At 64.9% G+C, this 19,010-nt stretch carries 13 protein-coding genes and 1 pseudogene; 6 read left to right on the top strand and 8 right to left on the bottom strand.

What is annotated here, in order from left to right:
• Position 1 precedes the first annotated feature (1 nt).
• From metH to F8237_RS19805, 4 genes are all read left to right on the top strand, one after another.
• Positions 2 to 3,859, top strand: coding sequence for a methionine synthase (metH, locus tag F8237_RS19815; RefSeq protein WP_151647158.1), 3,858 nt, complete (start codon positions 2 to 4; stop codon positions 3,857 to 3,859).
• 491 nt (positions 3,860 to 4,350) lie between these two features.
• Complete coding sequence (locus tag F8237_RS37235; protein WP_259173430.1) at positions 4,351 to 4,482, top strand: hypothetical protein; 132 nt, start codon at positions 4,351 to 4,353, stop codon at positions 4,480 to 4,482.
• A gap of 56 nt (positions 4,483 to 4,538) precedes the next feature.
• On the top strand, positions 4,539 to 5,246 hold the full coding sequence (locus tag F8237_RS19810) for a hypothetical protein (RefSeq protein ID WP_244626152.1): 708 nt from the start codon (positions 4,539 to 4,541) through the stop codon (positions 5,244 to 5,246).
• A 351-nt stretch (positions 5,247 to 5,597) separates the two neighbouring features.
• Complete coding sequence (locus F8237_RS19805; protein ID WP_151647154.1) at positions 5,598 to 6,605, top strand: DUF3592 domain-containing protein; 1,008 nt, start codon at positions 5,598 to 5,600, stop codon at positions 6,603 to 6,605.
• Positions 6,606 to 6,812: 207 nt separating this feature from the next.
• Here F8237_RS19805 and F8237_RS19800 read toward each other — a convergent pair whose 3' ends face one another.
• Positions 6,813 to 7,442 carry a glutathione S-transferase family protein gene (locus F8237_RS19800; protein ID WP_151647152.1) on the bottom strand — a complete coding sequence of 210 codons (630 nt, stop codon included), beginning with the start codon at positions 7,440 to 7,442 and terminating at the stop codon, positions 6,813 to 6,815.
• A gap of 118 nt (positions 7,443 to 7,560) precedes the next feature.
• Here F8237_RS19800 and F8237_RS19795 point away from each other — a divergent pair, with 118 nt between their 5' ends.
• Complete coding sequence (locus tag F8237_RS19795) at positions 7,561 to 7,974, top strand: DUF6636 domain-containing protein (RefSeq protein ID WP_151647150.1); 414 nt, start codon at positions 7,561 to 7,563, stop codon at positions 7,972 to 7,974.
• Between the two features lie 49 nt (positions 7,975 to 8,023).
• On the opposite strand, the gene F8237_RS19790 is transcribed toward F8237_RS19795, so the two are convergent.
• The 7 genes from F8237_RS19790 to F8237_RS19760 form a co-directional block, all read right to left on the bottom strand.
• On the bottom strand, positions 8,024 to 8,617 hold the full coding sequence (locus F8237_RS19790; protein WP_151647148.1) for a GNAT family N-acetyltransferase: 594 nt from the start codon (positions 8,615 to 8,617) through the stop codon (positions 8,024 to 8,026).
• Between the two features lie 214 nt (positions 8,618 to 8,831).
• Complete coding sequence (gene glpK / locus F8237_RS19785; protein WP_151647146.1) at positions 8,832 to 10,337, bottom strand: glycerol kinase GlpK; 1,506 nt, start codon at positions 10,335 to 10,337, stop codon at positions 8,832 to 8,834.
• 270 nt (positions 10,338 to 10,607) lie between these two features.
• The gene (locus F8237_RS19780) at positions 10,608 to 11,381 is read right to left on the bottom strand and encodes an SDR family NAD(P)-dependent oxidoreductase (protein ID WP_151647144.1); all 774 of its coding nucleotides are present in this window, start codon (positions 11,379 to 11,381) and stop codon (positions 10,608 to 10,610) included.
• A 147-nt stretch (positions 11,382 to 11,528) separates the two neighbouring features.
• Entirely contained in the window at positions 11,529 to 12,671 is a 1,143-nt protein-coding gene (gene pimD, locus F8237_RS19775) for a pimeloyl-CoA dehydrogenase small subunit (RefSeq protein ID WP_151647142.1), read from the bottom strand.
• A 168-nt stretch (positions 12,672 to 12,839) separates the two neighbouring features.
• Positions 12,840 to 14,030: a pimeloyl-CoA dehydrogenase large subunit gene (gene pimC, locus F8237_RS19770; protein ID WP_151647140.1), complete on the bottom strand. Its 1,191-nt coding sequence runs from the start codon at positions 14,028 to 14,030 to the stop codon at positions 12,840 to 12,842.
• Positions 14,031 to 14,055: 25 nt separating this feature from the next.
• Positions 14,056 to 15,717 carry a dicarboxylate--CoA ligase PimA gene (gene pimA / locus F8237_RS19765; protein WP_151647138.1) on the bottom strand — a complete coding sequence of 554 codons (1,662 nt, stop codon included), beginning with the start codon at positions 15,715 to 15,717 and terminating at the stop codon, positions 14,056 to 14,058.
• 145 nt (positions 15,718 to 15,862) lie between these two features.
• Positions 15,863 to 17,959: a 3-hydroxyacyl-CoA dehydrogenase NAD-binding domain-containing protein gene (locus F8237_RS19760; RefSeq protein WP_151647136.1), complete on the bottom strand. Its 2,097-nt coding sequence runs from the start codon at positions 17,957 to 17,959 to the stop codon at positions 15,863 to 15,865.
• A 130-nt stretch (positions 17,960 to 18,089) separates the two neighbouring features.
• On the opposite strand from F8237_RS19760, the pseudogene F8237_RS19755 reads away from it, so the two are divergent.
• Positions 18,090 to 18,955, top strand: a pseudogene (locus F8237_RS19755) (IclR family transcriptional regulator).
• Positions 18,956 to 19,010: the final 55 nt, after the last annotated feature.

Below are 19,010 nucleotides of genomic sequence, written 5' to 3'. Positions count from 1 at the left end.
AATGACGGTACCCATCTCTCCCAAGCGAACTGCCCTGCTCAATGCGGCGCGCGAGCGTATTCTCGTGCTCGACGGCGCCATGGGCACGATGATCCAGAATCTCCAGTTCGACGAGGCCGCCTTCCGCGGCGAGCGCTTCAAGAACTTCCATCGCGACCTGCGAGGCAACAACGACCTGTTGATCCTGACCCAGCCCAAGGCGATCGAGGACATCCACGCCGCCTACTTGCGCGCCGGAGCCGACATCGTCGCCACCAACACCTTCTCCACCACTTCGATCGCGCAGGCCGATTACGACCTCACCGACATCGTCTACGAGATGGCGCGCGAAGGTGCCCGCCTCGCCGGCAATGCCGCACGGCGCGTCGAGGCCGAGGACGGCAAGCCGCGCTTCGTCGCCGGCGCCATCGGCCCGACCAACCGTACCGCCTCGATCTCGCCCGACGTCTCCAATCCCGGCTACCGCGCCGTCACCTTCGACGACTTACGCAAATCTTATGGCGAGCAGATCAACGGAATGCTCGACGGCGGCGTCGATCTGCTGCTGGTCGAGACCATCTTCGACACGCTGAACGCCAAGGCGGCACTCTATGCGATCGCCGAGATCACCGAAGCGCGCGGCATCGACGTGCCGGTGATGGTGTCAGGCACCATCACCGACAAGTCCGGCCGCCTGCTCTCGGGCCAGATGCCGGAGGCGTTCTGGCATTCGGTGCGGCACGCCAAGCCCGTCACCATCGGCTTCAACTGCGCGCTCGGCGCGGAAGACCTGCGCGCGCATATCGCTGATATCGGCCGCGTCGCCGATACGCTGGTGTGCGCCTATCCGAACGCCGGCCTGCCCAACGAATTCGGCCAGTATGACGAGACGCCGGAATACATGGCGCGCCTGGTCGGCGAGTTCGCGCGTGACGGCCTGGTCAACATCGTCGGCGGCTGCTGCGGCACCACGCCGGAGCATATCGCGGCGATTGCGGCCGCGGTCGCTCCGCACAAGCCGCGCATCGTGCCGGAGATCGAACCGCGCCTGCGGCTTTCCGGCCTCGAGCCGTTCGTGCTGACGGACGCGATTCCCTTCGTGAACGTCGGCGAGCGCACCAATGTCACGGGATCGGCGCGCTTCCGCAAGTTGATCACCGCCGGCGATTACACGGCTGCGCTGCAGGTCGCGCGCGACCAGGTCGAGAACGGCGCGCAGATCATCGACGTCAACATGGACGAGGGCCTGCTCGACTCCGAAGCGGCAATGGTGACCTTCCTCAACCTCGTTGCCGCCGAGCCCGACATCGCCCGCGTGCCGGTGATGGTCGATTCGTCAAAATTCTCGGTGATCGAGGCCGGCCTGAAATGCGTGCAGGGCAAGCCGGTCGTCAACTCGATCTCGATGAAGGAAGGCGAGGAGAAGTTCATTCACGAAGCCAACATCGCGCGCCGCCACGGCGCGGCCGTGGTGGTGATGGCGTTCGACGAGGCCGGCCAGGCCGACACGTTCGCGCGCAAGACCGAAATCTGCAAGCGCGCCTACGACATCCTGGTCGACCGCGTCGGCTTCCCGCCGGAGGACATCATCTTCGATCCGAATGTCTTCGCGATCGCGACCGGCATCGAGGAGCACAACAATTACGGCGTCGACTTCATCGAGGCGACGCGCTGGATCCGGCAGAACCTGCCGGGCGCGCATATCTCGGGCGGCGTCTCCAACCTGTCGTTCTCGTTCCGCGGCAACGAGCCGGTGCGCGAGGCCATGCACTCGGTGTTCCTGTATCACGCCATCAAGGCCGGCATGGACATGGGCATCGTCAATGCCGGGCAGATGATCGTCTATGACGACATCGACGCCGAGCTGCGCCAGGTGTGCGAAGACGTCGTGCTCAACCGCGACCCCGGCGCTTCCGAGCGCCTGCTGGCGCTGGCGGAGAAATTCCGCGGTAACAAGACCCAGACCAAGGAAGCCGATCTGGCCTGGCGCGAATGGCCGGTGGCCAAGCGGCTGTCGCATTCGCTGGTGCACGGCATCACCGAATTCATCGAAGTGGACACCGAGGAGGCCCGCAAGGAGTCCTCGCGCCCGCTCGACGTGATCGAAGGCCCGCTGATGGCCGGCATGAACGTGGTCGGCGATCTCTTCGGCGACGGCAAGATGTTCCTGCCGCAGGTGGTGAAATCGGCGCGCGTGATGAAGCAGGCGGTGGCCTGGCTAATGCCGTTCATGGAGGAGGAGAAGGCGCGCAACCTTGCCAACGGCATCGGCACGGAAGGCTCAAGCTCCGCCGGCAAGATCGTGCTCGCAACCGTCAAGGGCGACGTCCACGACATCGGCAAGAACATCGTCGGCATCGTGCTCCAGTGCAACAATTTCGAGGTCATCGACCTCGGCGTGATGGTGCCGGCTTCGAAGATCGTCGAGACCGTGAAGGCGGAGAAGGCCGACATCGTCGGGCTGTCCGGCCTGATCACGCCCTCGCTCGACGAGATGGCGTTCTTCGCCGCCGAATTGCAGCGCGAAGGACTGAAGCTGCCGCTGTTGATCGGCGGCGCCACCACCAGCCGCGTGCACACCGCCGTGAAGATCGATCCGAGCTATCGCGCCGGTCCCGTCGTGCATGTCAACGACGCCAGCCGCGCCGTCGGCGTCGCCTCCTCGCTGCTGTCGCCGGAGAGGCGCGAGGCCTATGCGGCCGATGTGCGTGCCGAATACGCAAAGATCTCGGATGCGCATTTCCGCGCGCAGGCCGACAAGAAGCGGCTGAAGCTAGAGGTAGCCCGCGCCAACCGCGTGCCGGTCGATTTTGCCGCGCACAAGCCGGTGAAGCCGACCTTCCTCGGCATTCGCAGCTTCGACGAATACGACCTCGCCGAGCTCGTGCCCTATATCGACTGGACGCCGTTCTTCCAGACCTGGGAGCTCGCCGGTCGCTTCCCCGCCATCCTCGACGATGCCAAGGTCGGCGAGGTCGCCCGCTCGCTGTATGACGACGCGCGAAAGATGCTCGACCTGATCGTCAGGGAGAAATGGTTCCGGGCGCGCGCCACGGTCGGCTTCTGGCCGGCGAACGCGCAAGGCGACGACATCGTGCTCTATGCCGACGAGAGCCGCACCAGGACGATCGCGACGCTGCACACGCTGCGCCAGCAGCTCGAGAAGCGCGAGGGCCGCTTCAACGCGGCGCTGTCCGACTTCATCGCGCCTGCCGACACCGGCATTCCCGACTATGTCGGCGGCTTCGTCGTCACCGCCGGAATCGGCGAGGACGCCGTCGCCGACCGCTTCAAGATGGCCAACGACGACTACTCCTCGATCCTGTGCAAGGCGCTGGCCGACCGCCTCGCCGAAGCCTTCGCCGAGCGCATGCATGCCCGCGTGCGCCGCGAGTTCTGGGCTTATGCGCCGGACGAGGCGCTGTCGACCGACGAGCTGATCCTCGAAAAATACCAGGGCATCCGCCCTGCGCCGGGCTATCCCGCCCAGCCCGATCACACCGAGAAGGCGACGCTGTTCGAGTTGCTCGACGCCGAAGCCACCGCCGGCGTGAAGCTGACCGAGAGCTTTGCGATGTGGCCGGGCTCCTCCGTGTCCGGGCTCTATCTTGCGAACCCCGAGAGCTACTATTTCGGCGTCGGCAAGATCGAGCGCGACCAGGTCGAGGACTACGCCGCGCGCAAGGGCATGACGGTGGCGGAGACCGAGCGCTGGCTCGCGCCGGTGCTGAACTACATCCCGTCGCGCGAGGGAGCCGACAAGGCGTTCGCGGCGACACCGGCGAACGACGAGACGTCGAAGGACCTCGCCTCGCATCCGCCGGGCTGCACCTGCGCGGTGCATCTGGTTTGGCAGAAGAAGCGCGCGGGGGCGGGGTAGGCCCCGCCTTCAAAACAGAAGTGCGAAAACAACCCCATGCACAGTAGGAATGGGGTTGAAAGGTTTGAAGAATTTCTGTTTTAGCGAATTTGCTTGCTCCGTCGGGCAAAACACCTGTAATATTCCATCATCGCCAGCCGCGCGTTCGGGCTTCGTCAGATGCTGTGCGCCAATCTCGTGTCCCGGACGCGCGAAGCGCGAGCCGCGATCCAGAAGGCGGCACCCGAGAATGCGATGAGATGGGCCCCGGCTCTGCAGCGCACCGCTGCACTGGACGATGCTGCGCATCGCCAGGGAAGCGCAGCGCTGCGTCCGGGCACGACAGCTGTGTTCAACTGCAACCGACACGAAAGCCGCGCCGCCTTGCAACTCGCCGCATGATTATCTCGCGGGAACCGCGCCCGTGTGAACTCGTTCACTTGTCCACTCAACCTCGGTTGGTTAGTCTATCGGTGCACTACCAAACCGACGATTTGCTTGGGATCGAACATATGAAGCAGTTCATTGCACTGTTCGTCGCCGCGATCGCTCTCGTCGTGCTGCCCACGATTGCCGCGGCGGACTGTCCGAAAGGCTACGTGCCATGCGGCGAGAAAAATCAGTTGTGCTGCCCGGGAAAGTAGTTGGCGGCGGGTGGTTTTGGCTAAGTAGCGGCGTCTTTGTCGCGATCGCGCTGGTGATGGTTGCTGTCTACGCCGGATACCCGCGCAAGAAACAGACGATCACCGCCATCCTCTCCGAGACCGGATATTTCGAGGTGGTGCCGCCAAGCACCTTCGGCGGTCCCGGCACCATCAACACGATCGAATATCTGAGCAATGGCAGGCTGGAACTGCATCCGACCTGCGACGTCGATCCGAATTTGCTGGTCAACAAGATCCAGAAATCGCGGACGATGGACCGGGACCTGAAGCAGTCGCTCGAGAAGAAGCTCGACGTGTCGGCCCAGGTCAGGGACAAGCTGTCGGCCGTCGCCGGGATGCAGCAGGTCGAGGCGGTCAACCTCAAGCTCGAGAACGCCAACATCCTGCTGATCTCCGACGAGTCGCTGATCTCGACACGGAATGCATTGCTGAAGTCCGAATGCGAGGACGCGGTCACCCAGAACATTTCGGGCGGCGGCGTCGTGTGCCAGACGCGGTCCGTCCTGGAGGCCGATGTCGTCTACGAGATCAGATATACCAACAAGATTTCGATGGAGGAGAAGGCCAAGCTGACATCCGAGATCGCGGCGAAGCTCGACCTCGACGTTCATGAGGGAGCAGAGGACAAGGTGTCCGGCTCTCAATTGTTCTTCGGCATCAGGCTGTCGCCAAATCCGATCGTCATGAAAACGGCGGCGGGTGACGTCAACCCCTGCACGCGGAGACAGGCTGATAGAGGGTGAAGTCTTCATCCTCCCCTGGAGGGCGTTTGCGGGGGAGGATCGCATATGAAAGAAAGTCGGAGGCAGCTCGCCTGCGGCCATCCTTCGAGACGCCCGCCTTTGGCGGGCCCTCAGGATGAGGGCGGAGCGCGTGGCGGCAATTTCAACGGATATCGCTGCAACGGAGCCTCATCCTGAGGAGACCGCGAAGCGGTCGTCTCGAAGGACGAGGCGCTCGCTCCGGCCCCTCCGAAAAGTCATATGCGATTCCCCTCCCTCTCCTGGGGACGGTAAGAAGCCTGCCTGGCACCGTGAACGCACCGGCCGCCCGCCGCGACCAATGGCGGTCGCCGCAGGGGAGCAGGGAACGGGATGCTGAATGCCCAACAATTGATGTGGACGCAGATTGCCGCCGGCATCTCGGTCCTTCTGTTCGGATTGATGCTGGTCAATCTGGTGCGTATGCGGGGCCGGATGCAGGCCGCGCGGAACTGGGACAAGGTGGAGGGCATCATCACGGTCTCCACCGTCGAGCAACCCGAGGCCCACGTCTCCGACGATCAGAACGATGCCAAGCCGGTCATCCGCTATCGCTATCGTGCGGGCGGCGAGGAGCTGGAAGGCGACAAGGTCTTCGTCGGCGGCATCGCCATGACGACGAAGGTGCTCGCGGCCAAGCTGGCCGGACGCTATCCGGTCGGCGCCCATGTCGACGTCTATGTCGACCCGAAGCAGCCGGCCGAGGCGCTGCTGGAGCCGGCCGCGGCGCAGAACCTCGCCGCGCTCGTCGCATTCACGATCGTGTTCGGCTTGATCGCCGCCACCCTGACCGCGCATTCGGTCGCGGGGCACGTGCTCTACGCCGGCAACGGGGTGCCGCTGTTCGCTTTCGCGCTGCCGGTCATCGTGCTCATCGGTGGCGTGTTCTGCGTGATCGAGTATGTCAGCACGCGCCGGCTGGCGAGCGCCAGCCTGCGCTGGCCGACCGCGGCCGGCAAGGTCACCCGTTGCGCCCTGGTCGAGGAGATCATCGAGGAAAAGACCGAACACGACAACAGGCCGACGACTTCAAAGCTTGTACACCGCTATCAGGTCGACCTCCGCTACGCCTACAAGGTCGGCCAGCGCGACTTCATCGGCACCGAAATCAACTGGGGCGGCACCATGATCTCCGGGCTGCGCGAAGTCGCCGAAAAGGCCGCAGCGAAGTATCATCCGGGGCAGACCGTTCAGGTCCATTACGATCCGGAGCGGCCGGGGCATGCGGTGCTGGAGCCTGCAAGCCGTGAAGGCGCGCTGGGGCCGCTGATCGGCGCCGCGGTCTGCGCGGTCGTCGGGGGACTTTTTCTGACCATCTTGATCAAGGTCGGCTTTGCCTAGCGCGATGAGATCGGTCAGTCGGCACTCCCGGTCTCCATCCTCCCCTGGAGGGGGAGGATCGGTTCGCATGCAGCGAAGCGGAAAGCGAACCGAGGTGGGGTGACAGTCTCTCCACAGATGCGGTGCCCGAGTGGAGAGATCACCCCACCCCACCCCGCTCGCGCTGCGCGCGATCGACCCTCCCCATCCAGGGGAGGGTAAGGCTGCTCACCCCTTCGGCGGCGCCAGCGGCTGGACGATCTCCTGGAACGGCGCCAGCGCCTCGCAACGCTCGGCATGCGCTGCGAGCGCCGGATAGCGCGCTGGTTCGAACAATTGCGGATGGGCTTCGCGGGTGAAGCGGAGGACGCAGGCGACGATCACGTCGGCGTGGCCGATGCGCTCGCCGAGGAAGTAGGGCGTCGGCACCCTCGCCCGCTCGTCTTCCAGCACCCTGAGCACGTCGTTGATCTGCGCCTCGCAGCGCGCGACCCACAGCGCCAATTGCTCCTTTCGCAGCACGCGCTCATAGACTAGGCTCACGGCCTTGTCGCCGAGGCCGGAGGCGAGCGCACAGATGCGCAGATGCCGGCGCCGTTCGGCGCCCGCGCGCGGCAGCATCGCCTTGTCGGGACCGACAAGCTCATCGAGGTGGTCGAGAATGAACGCGCTCTCTATCAGCGCTTCGCCATCATCAAGCACCAACGTCGGCACACGGCGCAGCGGATTATACGGCGCGATCCTGTCGGCATCGCCGAAGGTCGACCACGGCCTGTGCTCGAAGGCGAGCCCGTAAAGCCGCAGCGCAATCGCGACGCGGCGAACGAAGGGGGAGTCGTATTGGCCGATCAGGAACATCTGCATATCTCCTGTCATTGCCGGGCTTGACCCGGCAATCCATCTCTCCTCAGATTAGAGATTGATGGATGCCCGGATCAAGTCCGGGCATGACGCGTTCATTCGGGGCAGAAATCCCATGCAATATTTTCTACTCTTCCTCGTCGGCATCTCTCTATCGACCGTCACGGCCTATGCCCAGGACCGCCCGATCGGCTTCCAGACGCCGTCCAAAAACATCGCCTGCCAGTTCTTCACCGACAACGGCCAGGGCGTGCTCCGCTGCGACATCATGAACCTGGACACCCGCCCGCGCCGCCCCGCCGATTGCGAGCTGGAATGGGGCAACGCCTTCGAGATGAGCGCGAAGGGCAACGCGGGCCGCATCTGCGCCGGCGACACCATCATGGACCCGTCGCTGCCGGTGCTGGCTTATGGCGAAGTGTGGCAGCGGGCGGGGTTTACGTGTCGGTCGGAGCAGACCGGGCTGACCTGCTTCAACGCGATGCAGCGCGGGTTTTCGCTGGCAAGGGCGAAGCAGGAGGTGTTTTGAGCTTGTAGCCCGCGTAGAGCGGAGCGGAATGCGGGGAAGCAGATGCACACTACTCGATGATCGGCACATGCCGCGCCGCATCGCGCGGGGCGGTGCCGTCGAGGCGCGGATCGTCGGCGATCTCGATCTGGCGGCGGAACGGGCGGAAGCCGGAGCGCTGGTAGAACGCGACGGCGGACGGATGGTCGAAAGTGCAGGTGTGCACCCAGACGCGGCGGACGTCGCGGGACCACGCCATCTCCATCGCGCGGTTCATCAGGAAGCGGGCGGCGCCGGTGCCGATCAGCCCGGCGGTGACGCCGAAATAGACCAGCTCGCACTGGCCGGCCTCGCGAAAGTCCAATTCGAGCAGGCCTTCATCGCGGCCGTCCACGACCAGTGCATGGACTTCGATTCCCGCCGCGTGGATGATCGCGGCAAGCTCCGCATCGTTCATGCGCGCCCGCGAGAACCACAGCCACTCCTCACCGACGCGGCGGTGGAGATCGCGATACCAATGAAGCGCAGGCGCGTCGACCTTGCGCAGGGTCCAGCTGCCCGGCGGATCGTCACGGCGCGCGGGACGTGCGGTCATCTCCAGATGGGTGACGACGGCGGCGATCTTGCCGGCCGGGACGTCGGAATAGCCGTCGGGGAGGATCATCCTTGTTTGCTCGATTTCATTGCGAGAACGTTCCAGAATTGGCGCGACACACTCCGTCGTCGTCCCGGACGAGCGGAGCGCAGATCCGGGATCCATAGCCACAGGGAGCGGTTTGGCGAAGACTCTGCGTTCGGTACTCCTACCGCAATCTCCAGATCGATTCCGCGGTGTGGGTCCCTGCTCTCGCAGGGACGACCGCGTGGATAGAGGCGCGCTACTCCTCCCCCTCATCACTCGCCAGCACGCCCTTCACCGCGCGCGCCCAGCCGGCCAGCTTCCGCTCGCGTGTCGCCTGGCTCATCGCCGGCTTGAAGCGATGCTCGAGGCGCCAGTTGTCGGCGAATTTGGTCGGCTCGGGATAGACGCCGGCCTGGAGGCCGGCGAGATAGGCGGCGCCCAGCGCCGTGGTCTCCTGGATCACGGGGCGGTCGACCGGTGCATTCAGGAGATCAGCGAGGCGCTGCATGGTCCAGTCCGAGGCGGTCATGCCACCGTCGACGCGGAGCACGACGCTGGCGGTCTCCGAGCTCGGCCAGTCCGCCCGCATCGCGGCCCAGAGATCGAAAGTCTGGTAACAGACGCTCTCCAGTGCGGCGTGGGCGAGCTCGGCCGGGCCGGTGTTGCGGGTGAGGCCGAACAGTGCGCCGCGCACGCGCGGATTCCAGTAGGGCGCGCCCATACCGACGAAAGCAGGGACGAGGTAGACGCTCTGCATCGAGTCCGACTGATCGGCGAGCGGGCCCGTCTCGGCGGCGTGCTTGATGATGCCGAGGCCGTCGCGCAGCCACTGCACCGCGCTGCCTGCGACGAAGATCGAGCCTTCGAGCGCGTAGGTGCGTTTGCCGTCGAGCTGATAGGCGATGGTGGTGAGCAGCTTGTTCTTCGAGGCCACCGGCGTGGTGCCGGTGTTGAGCAGCGCGAAGCAGCCGGTGCCGTAGGTGGACTTCATCATGCCCGGGCGGAAGCAGGCCTGGCCGATGGTCGCGGCCTGCTGGTCGCCGGCGATGCCTGAAATGGCGATGGCGCCGCCAAACAGGTCCGGCGTGCTTTCGCCGAAATGGGCAGAGGAATCCTTCACCTCGGGCAGCATCGACCGCGGCACGCCGATGATCTCCAGCAGCTGGTCGTCCCACTGGCCGGTGTGGATGTTGAACAGCAGCGTGCGCGAGGCGTTGGTGGCGTCGGTGGCGTGCACCTTGCCGCCGGTGAGGCGCCAGAGCAGGTAGCAATCGACGGTGCCGAACATCAGCTCGCCGCGCGCGGCGCGCCCACGCGCGCCGGGGACGTGATCGAGAATCCAGGCGACCTTGGTGCCGGAGAAATAGGGATCGATGATCAGGCCGGTTTTTTCCGAGATCACCGGCTCGTGGCCGTCGGCTTTCAGTTTTGCGCAGATGTCGGCGGTGCGGCGGTCCTGCCAGACGATGGCGCGGTGCACGGCCTGCCCCGTCGCGCGGTCCCACACCACGGTGGTCTCGCGCTGGTTGGTGATGCCGATCGCGGCGATGTCCTTCGCGGTGATGCCGGCCTGCGCGATCGCGTCGCGGCAGACCATCACGGTCGAGGTCCAGATGTCCTCCGCCTCGTGCTCGACCCAGCCCGAGGCCGGAAAATGCTGCGGAAACTCCTGCTGCGCGCGGGCGGCGATCGAGATATCGCTGCGAAAAACGATGGCGCGCGACGAGGTGGTGCCCTGGTCGATGGCGAGGACGAAAGACATGGTAGCTACCCTGGCGTTTTCTTGGCGTTTCCCGTGAGGGGATCATTTGTCGGGCCAAAGGGAGCGGATTGGAAGCGCAAGGTCAATATCCCTGAGCGCGCCCCAAGCTCCGTCGTCGTTCCTGCGAAAGCAGGGACCCATAGCCACAGGAGAACATTGTCGCCCGAGCCGGCAACCACGAGTCTTCGCCAAACCACTCCCTGTGGCTATGGGTCCCGGATCTGCGCTTCGCTTGTCCGGGACGACGAACTCGGAGATATCGCAAACTTCCTACACCGCCGCCGTCGTCACGCCGCCGTCGATGACAATGGTCTGGCCCGTCATGAAGCTCGACGCATCTGATGCCAGGTACGCCACGGCGCCTGCGATTTCGTCGGGTTCGCCGATGCGGCGGAGCGGGGTGGTGGCGGTGCGGCGCTTGAGGTTGGCTTCGTCTTCCCAGAGGGCGCGGGCGAAATCGGTCTTGACGAGGCCGGGCGCGATGCAGTTGACGCGGACGCCTTTCGGGCCCCATTCGCCGGCGAGCGAGCGGCACAGCGCGAAGTCAGCCGCTTTCGAGATGCCGTAGGCGCCGATCACGGTGGAGCCGCGCAGGCCGCCGATCGATGAGATGATGACGACGGAGCCGTTGCCGCGCTCGGCCATCCCAGGGATCGCCAGCGCCGAGAGCCAGATGTTGCTCTTGACGTTGCTGCCCATGATCTTGTCGAAGGCTTCATCGGTGATGTCGAGCAGCGGGCCGTAGTAGGGATTGACGGCGGCGTTGCAGACGAGGATGTCGATCTTGCCGTAATGCTTGATGGTGCCCGCAACCAGCGCCTCGACCTCGGCCTTGCGCGCGATGTTGCAGGGGATGACGGTGGCGTCGCCGCCGGAAGCATTGATGCCGTCGGCGACTTCCTTGCAGGCGTCGGCCTTGCGCGAGGACACCACGACCTTGGCGCCGAGCTTTGCGAGCAATTCGGCGGAGGAGCGACCGATGCCGCGGCTGGAGCCGGTGACGATGGCGACCTTGCCGGTGAGATCGAACGGGGTGTTTTTCATGGGTGTTGGGCTCGTTGTTACAACTTGCTCGGTGTCATCGCCCGGCTCGACCGGGCGATCCAGTATTCCAGAGACGGCGCGACTTGAATCGAGAGGCCGCGGCGTACTGGATCCCCCGCCTTCGCGGGGGATGACAGCACCCGTGGATCAGATCAACCCGCCCGCATCCGCGACGCGGCGCTGGTGATAGTCGGTATCGCCGAAGCTGTTCTCGATCATGGTGAGGCGCTTGAAGTAGTGGCCGATCTTGGCCTCCATGGTCATGCCGATGCCGCCGTGGAGCTGAATCGCCTGCTGTCCGACGAACTTCAGCGACTTGCCGATCTGCACCTTGGCCGCGGCGATCGCGTTGCTGCGCTCCTTGGCGTTCTCGAAATCGCCGGCCATGGTCGCGAACATCGACATCGAGCGCGCCTGCTCGGCGGCGACGAACATGTCGGAGGCGCGATGCTGCAGGCTCTGGAACGAGCCGATCGCGACGCCGAACTGCTTGCGCGTCTTGATGTACTCGACCGTGGTCTTGAGCGACTCGTCCATCAGGCCGACCGCCTCGGCGCAGAGCGCAATGCGGGCCTCATCGACGACGCGCTCGATCAGCGCGAGGCCGTCCTCGGGATTGCCGAGCACGGCATCAGCGCCGACCTCGACAGCGGTGAAGGTGATGTCGGCGGCGTGCAGGCCATCCTGGGTCGGATACGATTTCTTCGTCACGCCCTTCGCGTTCGCCGGCACCAGGAACACGCCGATGCCGCCGGTGTCGCGGCGGGCGCCCTTGGTGCGCGCGGTGACAATCAAGGTGTCGGCGTTCTCGCCGTTGAGCACGACGAATTTTTCGCCGTCGATGACCCAGCCGTCGCCCTTCTTCTTCGCGGTCGTGGTGACGTCGAACAGATCATAGCGCGAGTTCTTCTCGAGCTGGGCGAAAGCGAGCGTCTTGCTGCCGTCGATGATCCCGGGCACATGCGCGGCCTTCTGCGCGTCGGTGCCGGCGTGGCGCAGGAAGCCGCCGCCGATCACGACCGTGGCGAGATACGGCTCGAGCACCAGCGCCTTGCCGAGCGCTTCCATCACGATCATGGTTTCCACGCCGCCGCCGCCGAAGCCGCCATCGGCTTCCGCGAAGGGAAGTCCGAGCAGGCCCTGCTCGGCGAGCTTGCCCCAGACGGCTTTGCTCCAGCCGCCCTTCTCTTTCATATACTTCTTGCGGCTCTCGAAATCGTAGGAATCGGTCAAGAGGCCGTCGATGCTATCCTTGAGAAGCCGCTGCTCCTCGGTCAAATCAAAATCCATGTTTCTCTCCAAATCGGCGGAAATTGCCCTGCCGTCGCCTCACCCTCGGATGTCATCCCCGCGAAAGCGGGAATCCAGTAAACGCAAGCGTCTATGGGACTCACGACCGCCGCGGCGTACTGGGTCCCCCGCCTTCGCGGGGGACGACAGCGTCATTTGTTCAATCGATCACAGCCCCAGCACCGCCTTGGCGATGATGTTGCGCTGGATCTCGTTGGAGCCGCCGTAGATCGAGACCTTGCGGTTGTTGAAGTAGCTCGGCGCGATCTGGGCGGTCCAGTCCATGGCTTCGTTGGAGCCGTCGTCGCCGTGCACGTCGTAGGGCGCGGCGAAGGGTCCGATCACTTCCATCAGGAGCTCGGTGGTGGTCTGCTGGATCTCGGAGCCCTTGATCTTCAGCACGGACGACGCCGGATTGGGCTTGCCCTTGCCGTGCTTGCCTTCGTCGGCGACGACGCGGAGCTGGGTGAGCTCGAGCGCCTTCAGCTCGATCTCGCAGGCCGCCAGCTTCTCGCGGAAGGCGGCGTCCTGGATGATCGGCTTGCCTGCGGATTCGACCTTGCCGGCGAGTTCGCGGATGCGGCGCAGCCGCTCCTTGGAGACGCCGACGCGCGCGATGCCGGTGCGCTCGTTGCCGAGCAGGAATTTGGCGTAATCCCAACCCTTGTTCTCCTCGCCGATCAGATTCTCGATGGGCACCTCGACGTTGTCGAAGAAGACTTCGTTGACTTCGTGGCCGCCGTCGATGGTCTGGATCGGACGCACCGTGACGCCCTTCGACTTCATCGAGAACACGATGAAGGAGATGCCCATCTGCTTCTTGGCATTGTTGTCGGTGCGGCAGAGACAGAAGATCATGTCGGCGTGCTGGGCCAGCGTGGTCCAGGTCTTCTGGCCGTTGATGATCCACTTGTCGCCCTTGCGCTCGGCCTTCGTCTTCAGCGAGGCGAGGTCGGAGCCGGAGCCGGGCTCGGAGAAGCCCTGGCACCACCAGTCGTCGACATTGGCGATGCGCGGCAGGTACTTCTTCTTCTGCTCCTCGTTGCCGAAGGTGTAGATGACCGGGCCGACCATGCTGACGCCGAAGGCGAGCGGCTGCGGCGCCGGATAGGACTGCAGCTCCTCGTTGAAGATGTAGTGCTGCACGGAGCTCCACCCCGTGCCGCCATACTGCGTCGGCCAGTGGCTGGTGCCCCAGCCCTTCTTGTTGAGGATGCGCCACCACGTCACCATCTCGTCCTTCGAGAGATGACGGCCCTCGACCAGCTTGCGCCGCGTATCCGGCGGCACGTTGTCGCGGAAGAATGATCGCACTTCCTCGCGAAACGCCTGCTCTTCTTTCGTGAATGCGAGATCCATCGGATCCTCCTGTGAGCTTTCTTGTCTATGGAGTGGATTGTGCGGGTTTCTGCTGCTGGCGCAATTCGTGGCGCGACAGTTTTCCGACCGGCGTGCGCGGCAGTTCGTCGACGAATTCGACTTCGGCCGGCAATTCGTGCTTGCCGACCTTGCCGGCGAGTTGCGCGCGCAGCTCGTCGAGCGTGAGCGGCTTTGCGCCGGGCTTGAGCTTGATGAAGGCCTTGGCCGCCTCGCCGCGATACTGGTCGGGGATGCCGAGCACGATCACCTCGTGCACGCCCGGAATGGTGTAGATCGCCTGCTCGATCATCTGCGGATAGACGTTGAAGCCGCCGGAGATGATCATGTCCTTCTTGCGGTCGACCAGGAAGAAATAGCCGTCGGTGTCGACATAGCCGATGTCGCCGGTGAGGAAGCGGCCGTCGGCAAAGGACTCCGCGGATTCCTTCGGCTTGTTCCAGTAGCCCCGGGTGACGTTCGGGCCCTTGATGCGGATCTCGCCGACTTCGCCCGGCGGCAGCACCCTGGTCGGGTTCTCCAGCGAGACGACGTCGAGCTCGATGCCGGGCAGCATCAGGCCGATCGACCCCGGCTTGTCCGGGCCTGTGGGCGGATGGCCGGTGCCGGGCGAGCAGGTCTCGGTCATGCCCCAGCCGCTCTTGAGCTTCTTGCCGACCTTGCGTTCGAACAGACTTGCGATTTCCACCGGCAGCGGCGCGCCGCCGGAGCCGACGGTGGCGAGCGAGGAAAAGTCGCGCTTGTCCAGATCCGGAAGCGCCGCGATCGCGATCCACATCGTCGGCACGCCCGGAAAATAGGTCGCGCGCTTCACTTCGATGTCGCGCATCACGGCTTCGACGTCGAAGCGCTGGTGCAGCGAGATCAGATTGCCGCGGCTGAGCGAGGACAGCAGCACGACGGTGAGCGCGTAGATGTGGAATAGCGGCAGCACGCAGATCACGCGCTCGACGACACCGCCACGCGCCGCCCGCGCCGGCTTGCCCCAGACGTCGTAGACCGACACCGCCGCGGTGAGATTGCCGTGGCTGAGCATCGCGCCCTTGGGCAGACCGGTGGTGCCGCCGGTATATTGCAGCAGCGCGACGTCGTCGGCCGTGACAACAGGCCATTGCGCCGGCGCGGCCGCGCCCTCGACGAAGGCCTTGAAGGTGACGATGCGGGGATCATCAGGGATCGCGGCCTGCGGCGTGCCGACCTTGCCCCAATTGTCGTCCTCGCAGACGACGAGGCGGTCGATCAGGCCCTTCTCCAGGAACTTCAGTGCCGTCGGCAGCAGCGCCGCGAGATTCGAGGTGACCAGCAGGCGCGAGCCGGAGTCCGAGACCTTGTGGGTCAGCGCGATCTCGCCGTCGAGCGGCGACAGATGCGCGACGCGGGCGCCGGCCTTGAGCGCGCCGAAGAAATTGACGGGATGGTCCGGCGTGTTGCCGAGGAACAGCGCGACGGAGCTATTCTTGCCGCAGCCGGCGCGCAGGAACGCCGCCGCCGCGCGCTCGGCCATCGCGGCGAGCTCGGTATAGGTGATCGGACGCTCCCGGAATTCGAGCGCGGTGCGCGGGCCGTAGTTCGCGGCGGCGTTCGACAACAGGTCTGGCAGCGTGCCCTGGGCGATGGGATCGTCCCAACGCACGCCCTCGGGGTAAAACTGTTCGCCGGGATGGGTCATTTTCTGCGACTGGATCAGATGTCATTCCGGGGCGCGACGAAGTCGCGAGCCCGGAATCCATCGAGCGGCATACTCGACGGCGGAATGGATTCCGGGCCTGGCCCTTCGGGCCATCCCGGAATGACGAGAGGATAGACAGCGGCCATCACGCCGCTTTCGAGCCCGCCGCCAGCGAGGCAAAGGTCTTGCCTTCGGCCGCGAGCTTCTTCAGCAGCGGCGCGGGCTCGAGGCTCGGATCGTTGGTTTCCTTGGCGTAGAAGGCCAGGCGATCGGCGATGTGCTTGAGACCGACGCTGTCGGCCCAGAACATCGGGCCGCCGCGATAGATCGGCCAGCCATAGCCGTAGAGCCAGACCACGTCGATGTCGGAGGGCCGCGCCGCGATGCCCTCTTCGAGGATCTTCGCGCCCTCGTTGATCATCGGATACATCATGCGCTCGAGGATCTCGTCGTCGCTGACGACGCGCTTCTTGCGGCCGAGGCGGAGCAGCGTCTCGTCGATCAGCTTCTCGACTTCGGGATCCGGCAGCGCGGAGCGGGAGCCGGCTTCGTACTTGTAATAGCCCTTGCCGGTCTTCTGGCCGAAGCGGCCGGCCTCGCACAGCGCGTCCGCGATCTCCGACTTGATGCCGCGGTCCTTGCGCGAGCGCCAGCCAATGTCGAGACCGGCGAGATCGCCCATCGCGAACGGTCCCATCGGCATGCCGAACTTCGTCACCACGGCATCAACCTGCTGCGGCAGCGCGCCTTCGAACAGCAGCTTCTCGGACTGCTTGCCACGCTGCGCCAGCATGCGGTTGCCGACGAAGCCGTCGCAGACGCCGACCACGGCCGGCACCTTGGCGATCTTGCGCGCGATGGTGACGGCAGTCACCAGCGCGTCCGGCGCGGTCTTGTCGGCGCGGACGATCTCGCACAGCTTCATGACGTTGGCCGGCGAGAAGAAGTGCATGCCGAGCACGTCCTGCGGACGCTTGGTCGACTTCGCGATCTCGTCGATGTTGAGGTACGAGGTGTTGGAGGCGAGCACCGCACCCGGCTTGACGTACTGGTCGAGCTTGCCGAACACTTCCTTCTTGACCGCCATGGTCTCGAACACGGCTTCGATGACGAGGTCGGCATCGCCGACGTTCTCGATGCCGACGACGCCGTTGATCAGCGCCATGCGCTTGGCCGGCGCATCCGCCGGGATGCCGCCGCGCGCGGCGGTGGCTTCCCAGTTCTTCTGCATGATGCCCATGCCGCGCTTGAGCTGCTCCTCGCCGGTCTCGATCAGCGTGACGGGCACGCCGGCATTGGCGAACGACATCGCGATGCCGCCGCCCATGGTGCCGGCACCGAGAATGGCAACACGGTTAACGGGCCGCGACTTGGTGCCTTCGGGGACGCCGGCAATCTTGGCCGCCTCGCGCTCGGCAAAGAAGGCGTAGCGCTGCGCCTTGGACTGGTCGCTGGCGACGAGCTTCAAGAAGCCCTCGCGCTCCTTCTTCAGACCTTCGTCGAACGGCAGGTCGATGGCCGCGCCGACGGCGTCGGCGGCCGCAAACGGCGCTTCCAGGCCGCGCGACTTCTTGGTCATCGAAGCGACCGCATTGGTGAAGATCGAGCGATCGGCCTTCGCAGCTGCGAGCTTGGAATCGTCGTCGCGCAGGCGGCGCAGCGGACGCTTCTCGGCGAGCAGCTTGCGGACGAAAGCCTCACCACCGGAAGCCGGGCCTTCGACGATCTCCTCGATCAGGCCGTTCTTGAGCGCTTCAGCAGCGCCAATGGGGTCACCGCCGACGATCATCTTGACGGCAAGCTCGGGGCCGACAGCGCGCGGCAGGCGCTGGGTGCCGCCGGCGCCCGGCAACAGGCCGAGCTTCACCTCGGGCAGGCCGAGCTTTGCCTCTTTAACAGCCACGCGGAAATGACAGGCCAGCGCGACCTCAAGGCCGCCGCCGAGCGCGGTGCCGTGAATCGCGGCAACGATCGGCTTCGGCGAGTTCTCCATCTCGGCCAGCACCTCGTTGAGGCCGGGCGGCTTCGGCGGCTTGCCGAATTCGGTGATGTCGGCGCCGGCGATGAAGGTGCGGCCGGCGCAGGTCAGCACGATGCCCTTGATGGCGGGATCGGCGATCGCGGCCTTGATGCATTCCAGAATTCCACCGCGGACTGCGGCACTCAGCGCATTGACCGGAGGACTGTTGACCGTGACGATCCCGACTTCGTCATGACGCTCAAGCTTGACCACTTCGCTCACGGTGTCCCTCCTTGGTGGGGATGCTACTTTGTTCGATTTCGCGGTGCGGAATTTAATTCCGCATCTTGACGGCAGGGTTATTTTGAAGCACGGACGTTGTCAACGACTCCGCGCAAGAAGCAGATCAGGGATGAAGCGTACAGGAAAGAAGACAGCGACCGACCGGAATTTCGTCGTCGCGCTTTCCCGCGGACTTGATGTATTGCGCGCATTCCACCCCAGCGACGGCCTTCTCGGCAACCAGGAAATCGCGGCCCGCACGAATCTGCCGAAGCCGACGGTGTCACGGCTGACCTACACGTTGACGAAGCTTGGCTACCTGACACCGGTTCCCCGTTTCGAGAAATATCAGCTCGCGCCGGCCGCGATGGCGCTCGGTTACGCGGCGCTGGCCAATCTCGGTGTTCGGCATTTGTCCGAACCGTTCCGCGACGACATGATGCGCGCGACGGGCGGCGCCGTCGCGATCGGCGGCCGCGACCGTCACAGCATGATCTATTTCGGGCAGAGTCGCGGCAGCGAGACGGTCGGCGTTCAACTGGACGTCGGTTCTCGCGTGCCGATTGCAACCAGCGCGATGGGCCGCGCCTATTTCTGGGCGCTCGACGAAGACAATCGCGCCGAAGTGTCGCGCGTCCTGCGTGAACATTACGGCAGCCGCTGGCCCAAGATGCGCGACGGACTGGAGCGTTCCGGCGAAACCGTCGCGAAATACGGCTTCGCGATTTCCGTCGGCGACTGGCATGACGACATCGGCGCCGCGGGCGTCGCGCTCAGGCTCAACGACGGAACCGGACCTTACGCATTCAATTGCGGCGCGCCCGCATTCCGCTTCACGGAAGAGCGTTTGATCAACGACATTGGACCGCGTCTGCTTGCGATGGTAAGGAACATCGAAGCGGCACTCGGTGGACTGATGCCGCAATCCAAAAAGAAGTCAGCAAAAAGCTGAAATCAGGAGGAAAAGTTGCTCGAGTGGCCGAGGGGTTCAGATAGCCTTTGTCATAACCGGGAGCGGTTCGCATCGCCCCTTCGCCCACTGAACGTCGTG

Source organism: Bradyrhizobium betae, assembly GCF_008932115.1.
In the GTDB taxonomy this organism is placed as follows: Bacteria; Pseudomonadota; Alphaproteobacteria; order Rhizobiales; family Xanthobacteraceae; genus Bradyrhizobium; species Bradyrhizobium betae.
The sequence above is the reverse complement of the archived record's forward strand: the minus strand, read 5'-3'. Positions and strand labels throughout refer to the sequence as shown.

Excerpts from the sequence above, each read along its gene's own strand:
- metH (WP_151647158.1), top strand. The coding sequence starts at position 2 with ATGACGGTACCCATCTCTCCCAAGCGAACTGCCCTGCTCAATGCGGCG.
- F8237_RS37235 (WP_259173430.1), top strand. The coding sequence starts at position 4,351 with ATGAAGCAGTTCATTGCACTGTTCGTCGCCGCGATCGCTCTCGTCGTG.
- F8237_RS19810 (WP_244626152.1), top strand. The coding sequence starts at position 4,539 with ATGGTTGCTGTCTACGCCGGATACCCGCGCAAGAAACAGACGATCACC.
- F8237_RS19805 (WP_151647154.1), top strand. The coding sequence starts at position 5,598 with ATGCTGAATGCCCAACAATTGATGTGGACGCAGATTGCCGCCGGCATC.
- F8237_RS19800 (WP_151647152.1), bottom strand. The coding sequence starts at position 7,442 with ATGTTCCTGATCGGCCAATACGACTCCCCCTTCGTTCGCCGCGTCGCG.
- F8237_RS19795 (WP_151647150.1), top strand. The coding sequence starts at position 7,561 with ATGCAATATTTTCTACTCTTCCTCGTCGGCATCTCTCTATCGACCGTC.
- F8237_RS19790 (WP_151647148.1), bottom strand. The coding sequence starts at position 8,617 with ATGATCCTCCCCGACGGCTATTCCGACGTCCCGGCCGGCAAGATCGCC.
- glpK (WP_151647146.1), bottom strand. The coding sequence starts at position 10,337 with ATGTCTTTCGTCCTCGCCATCGACCAGGGCACCACCTCGTCGCGCGCC.
- F8237_RS19780 (WP_151647144.1), bottom strand. The coding sequence starts at position 11,381 with ATGAAAAACACCCCGTTCGATCTCACCGGCAAGGTCGCCATCGTCACC.
- pimD (WP_151647142.1), bottom strand. The coding sequence starts at position 12,671 with ATGGATTTTGATTTGACCGAGGAGCAGCGGCTTCTCAAGGATAGCATC.
- pimC (WP_151647140.1), bottom strand. The coding sequence starts at position 14,030 with ATGGATCTCGCATTCACGAAAGAAGAGCAGGCGTTTCGCGAGGAAGTG.
- pimA (WP_151647138.1), bottom strand. The coding sequence starts at position 15,717 with ATGACCCATCCCGGCGAACAGTTTTACCCCGAGGGCGTGCGTTGGGAC.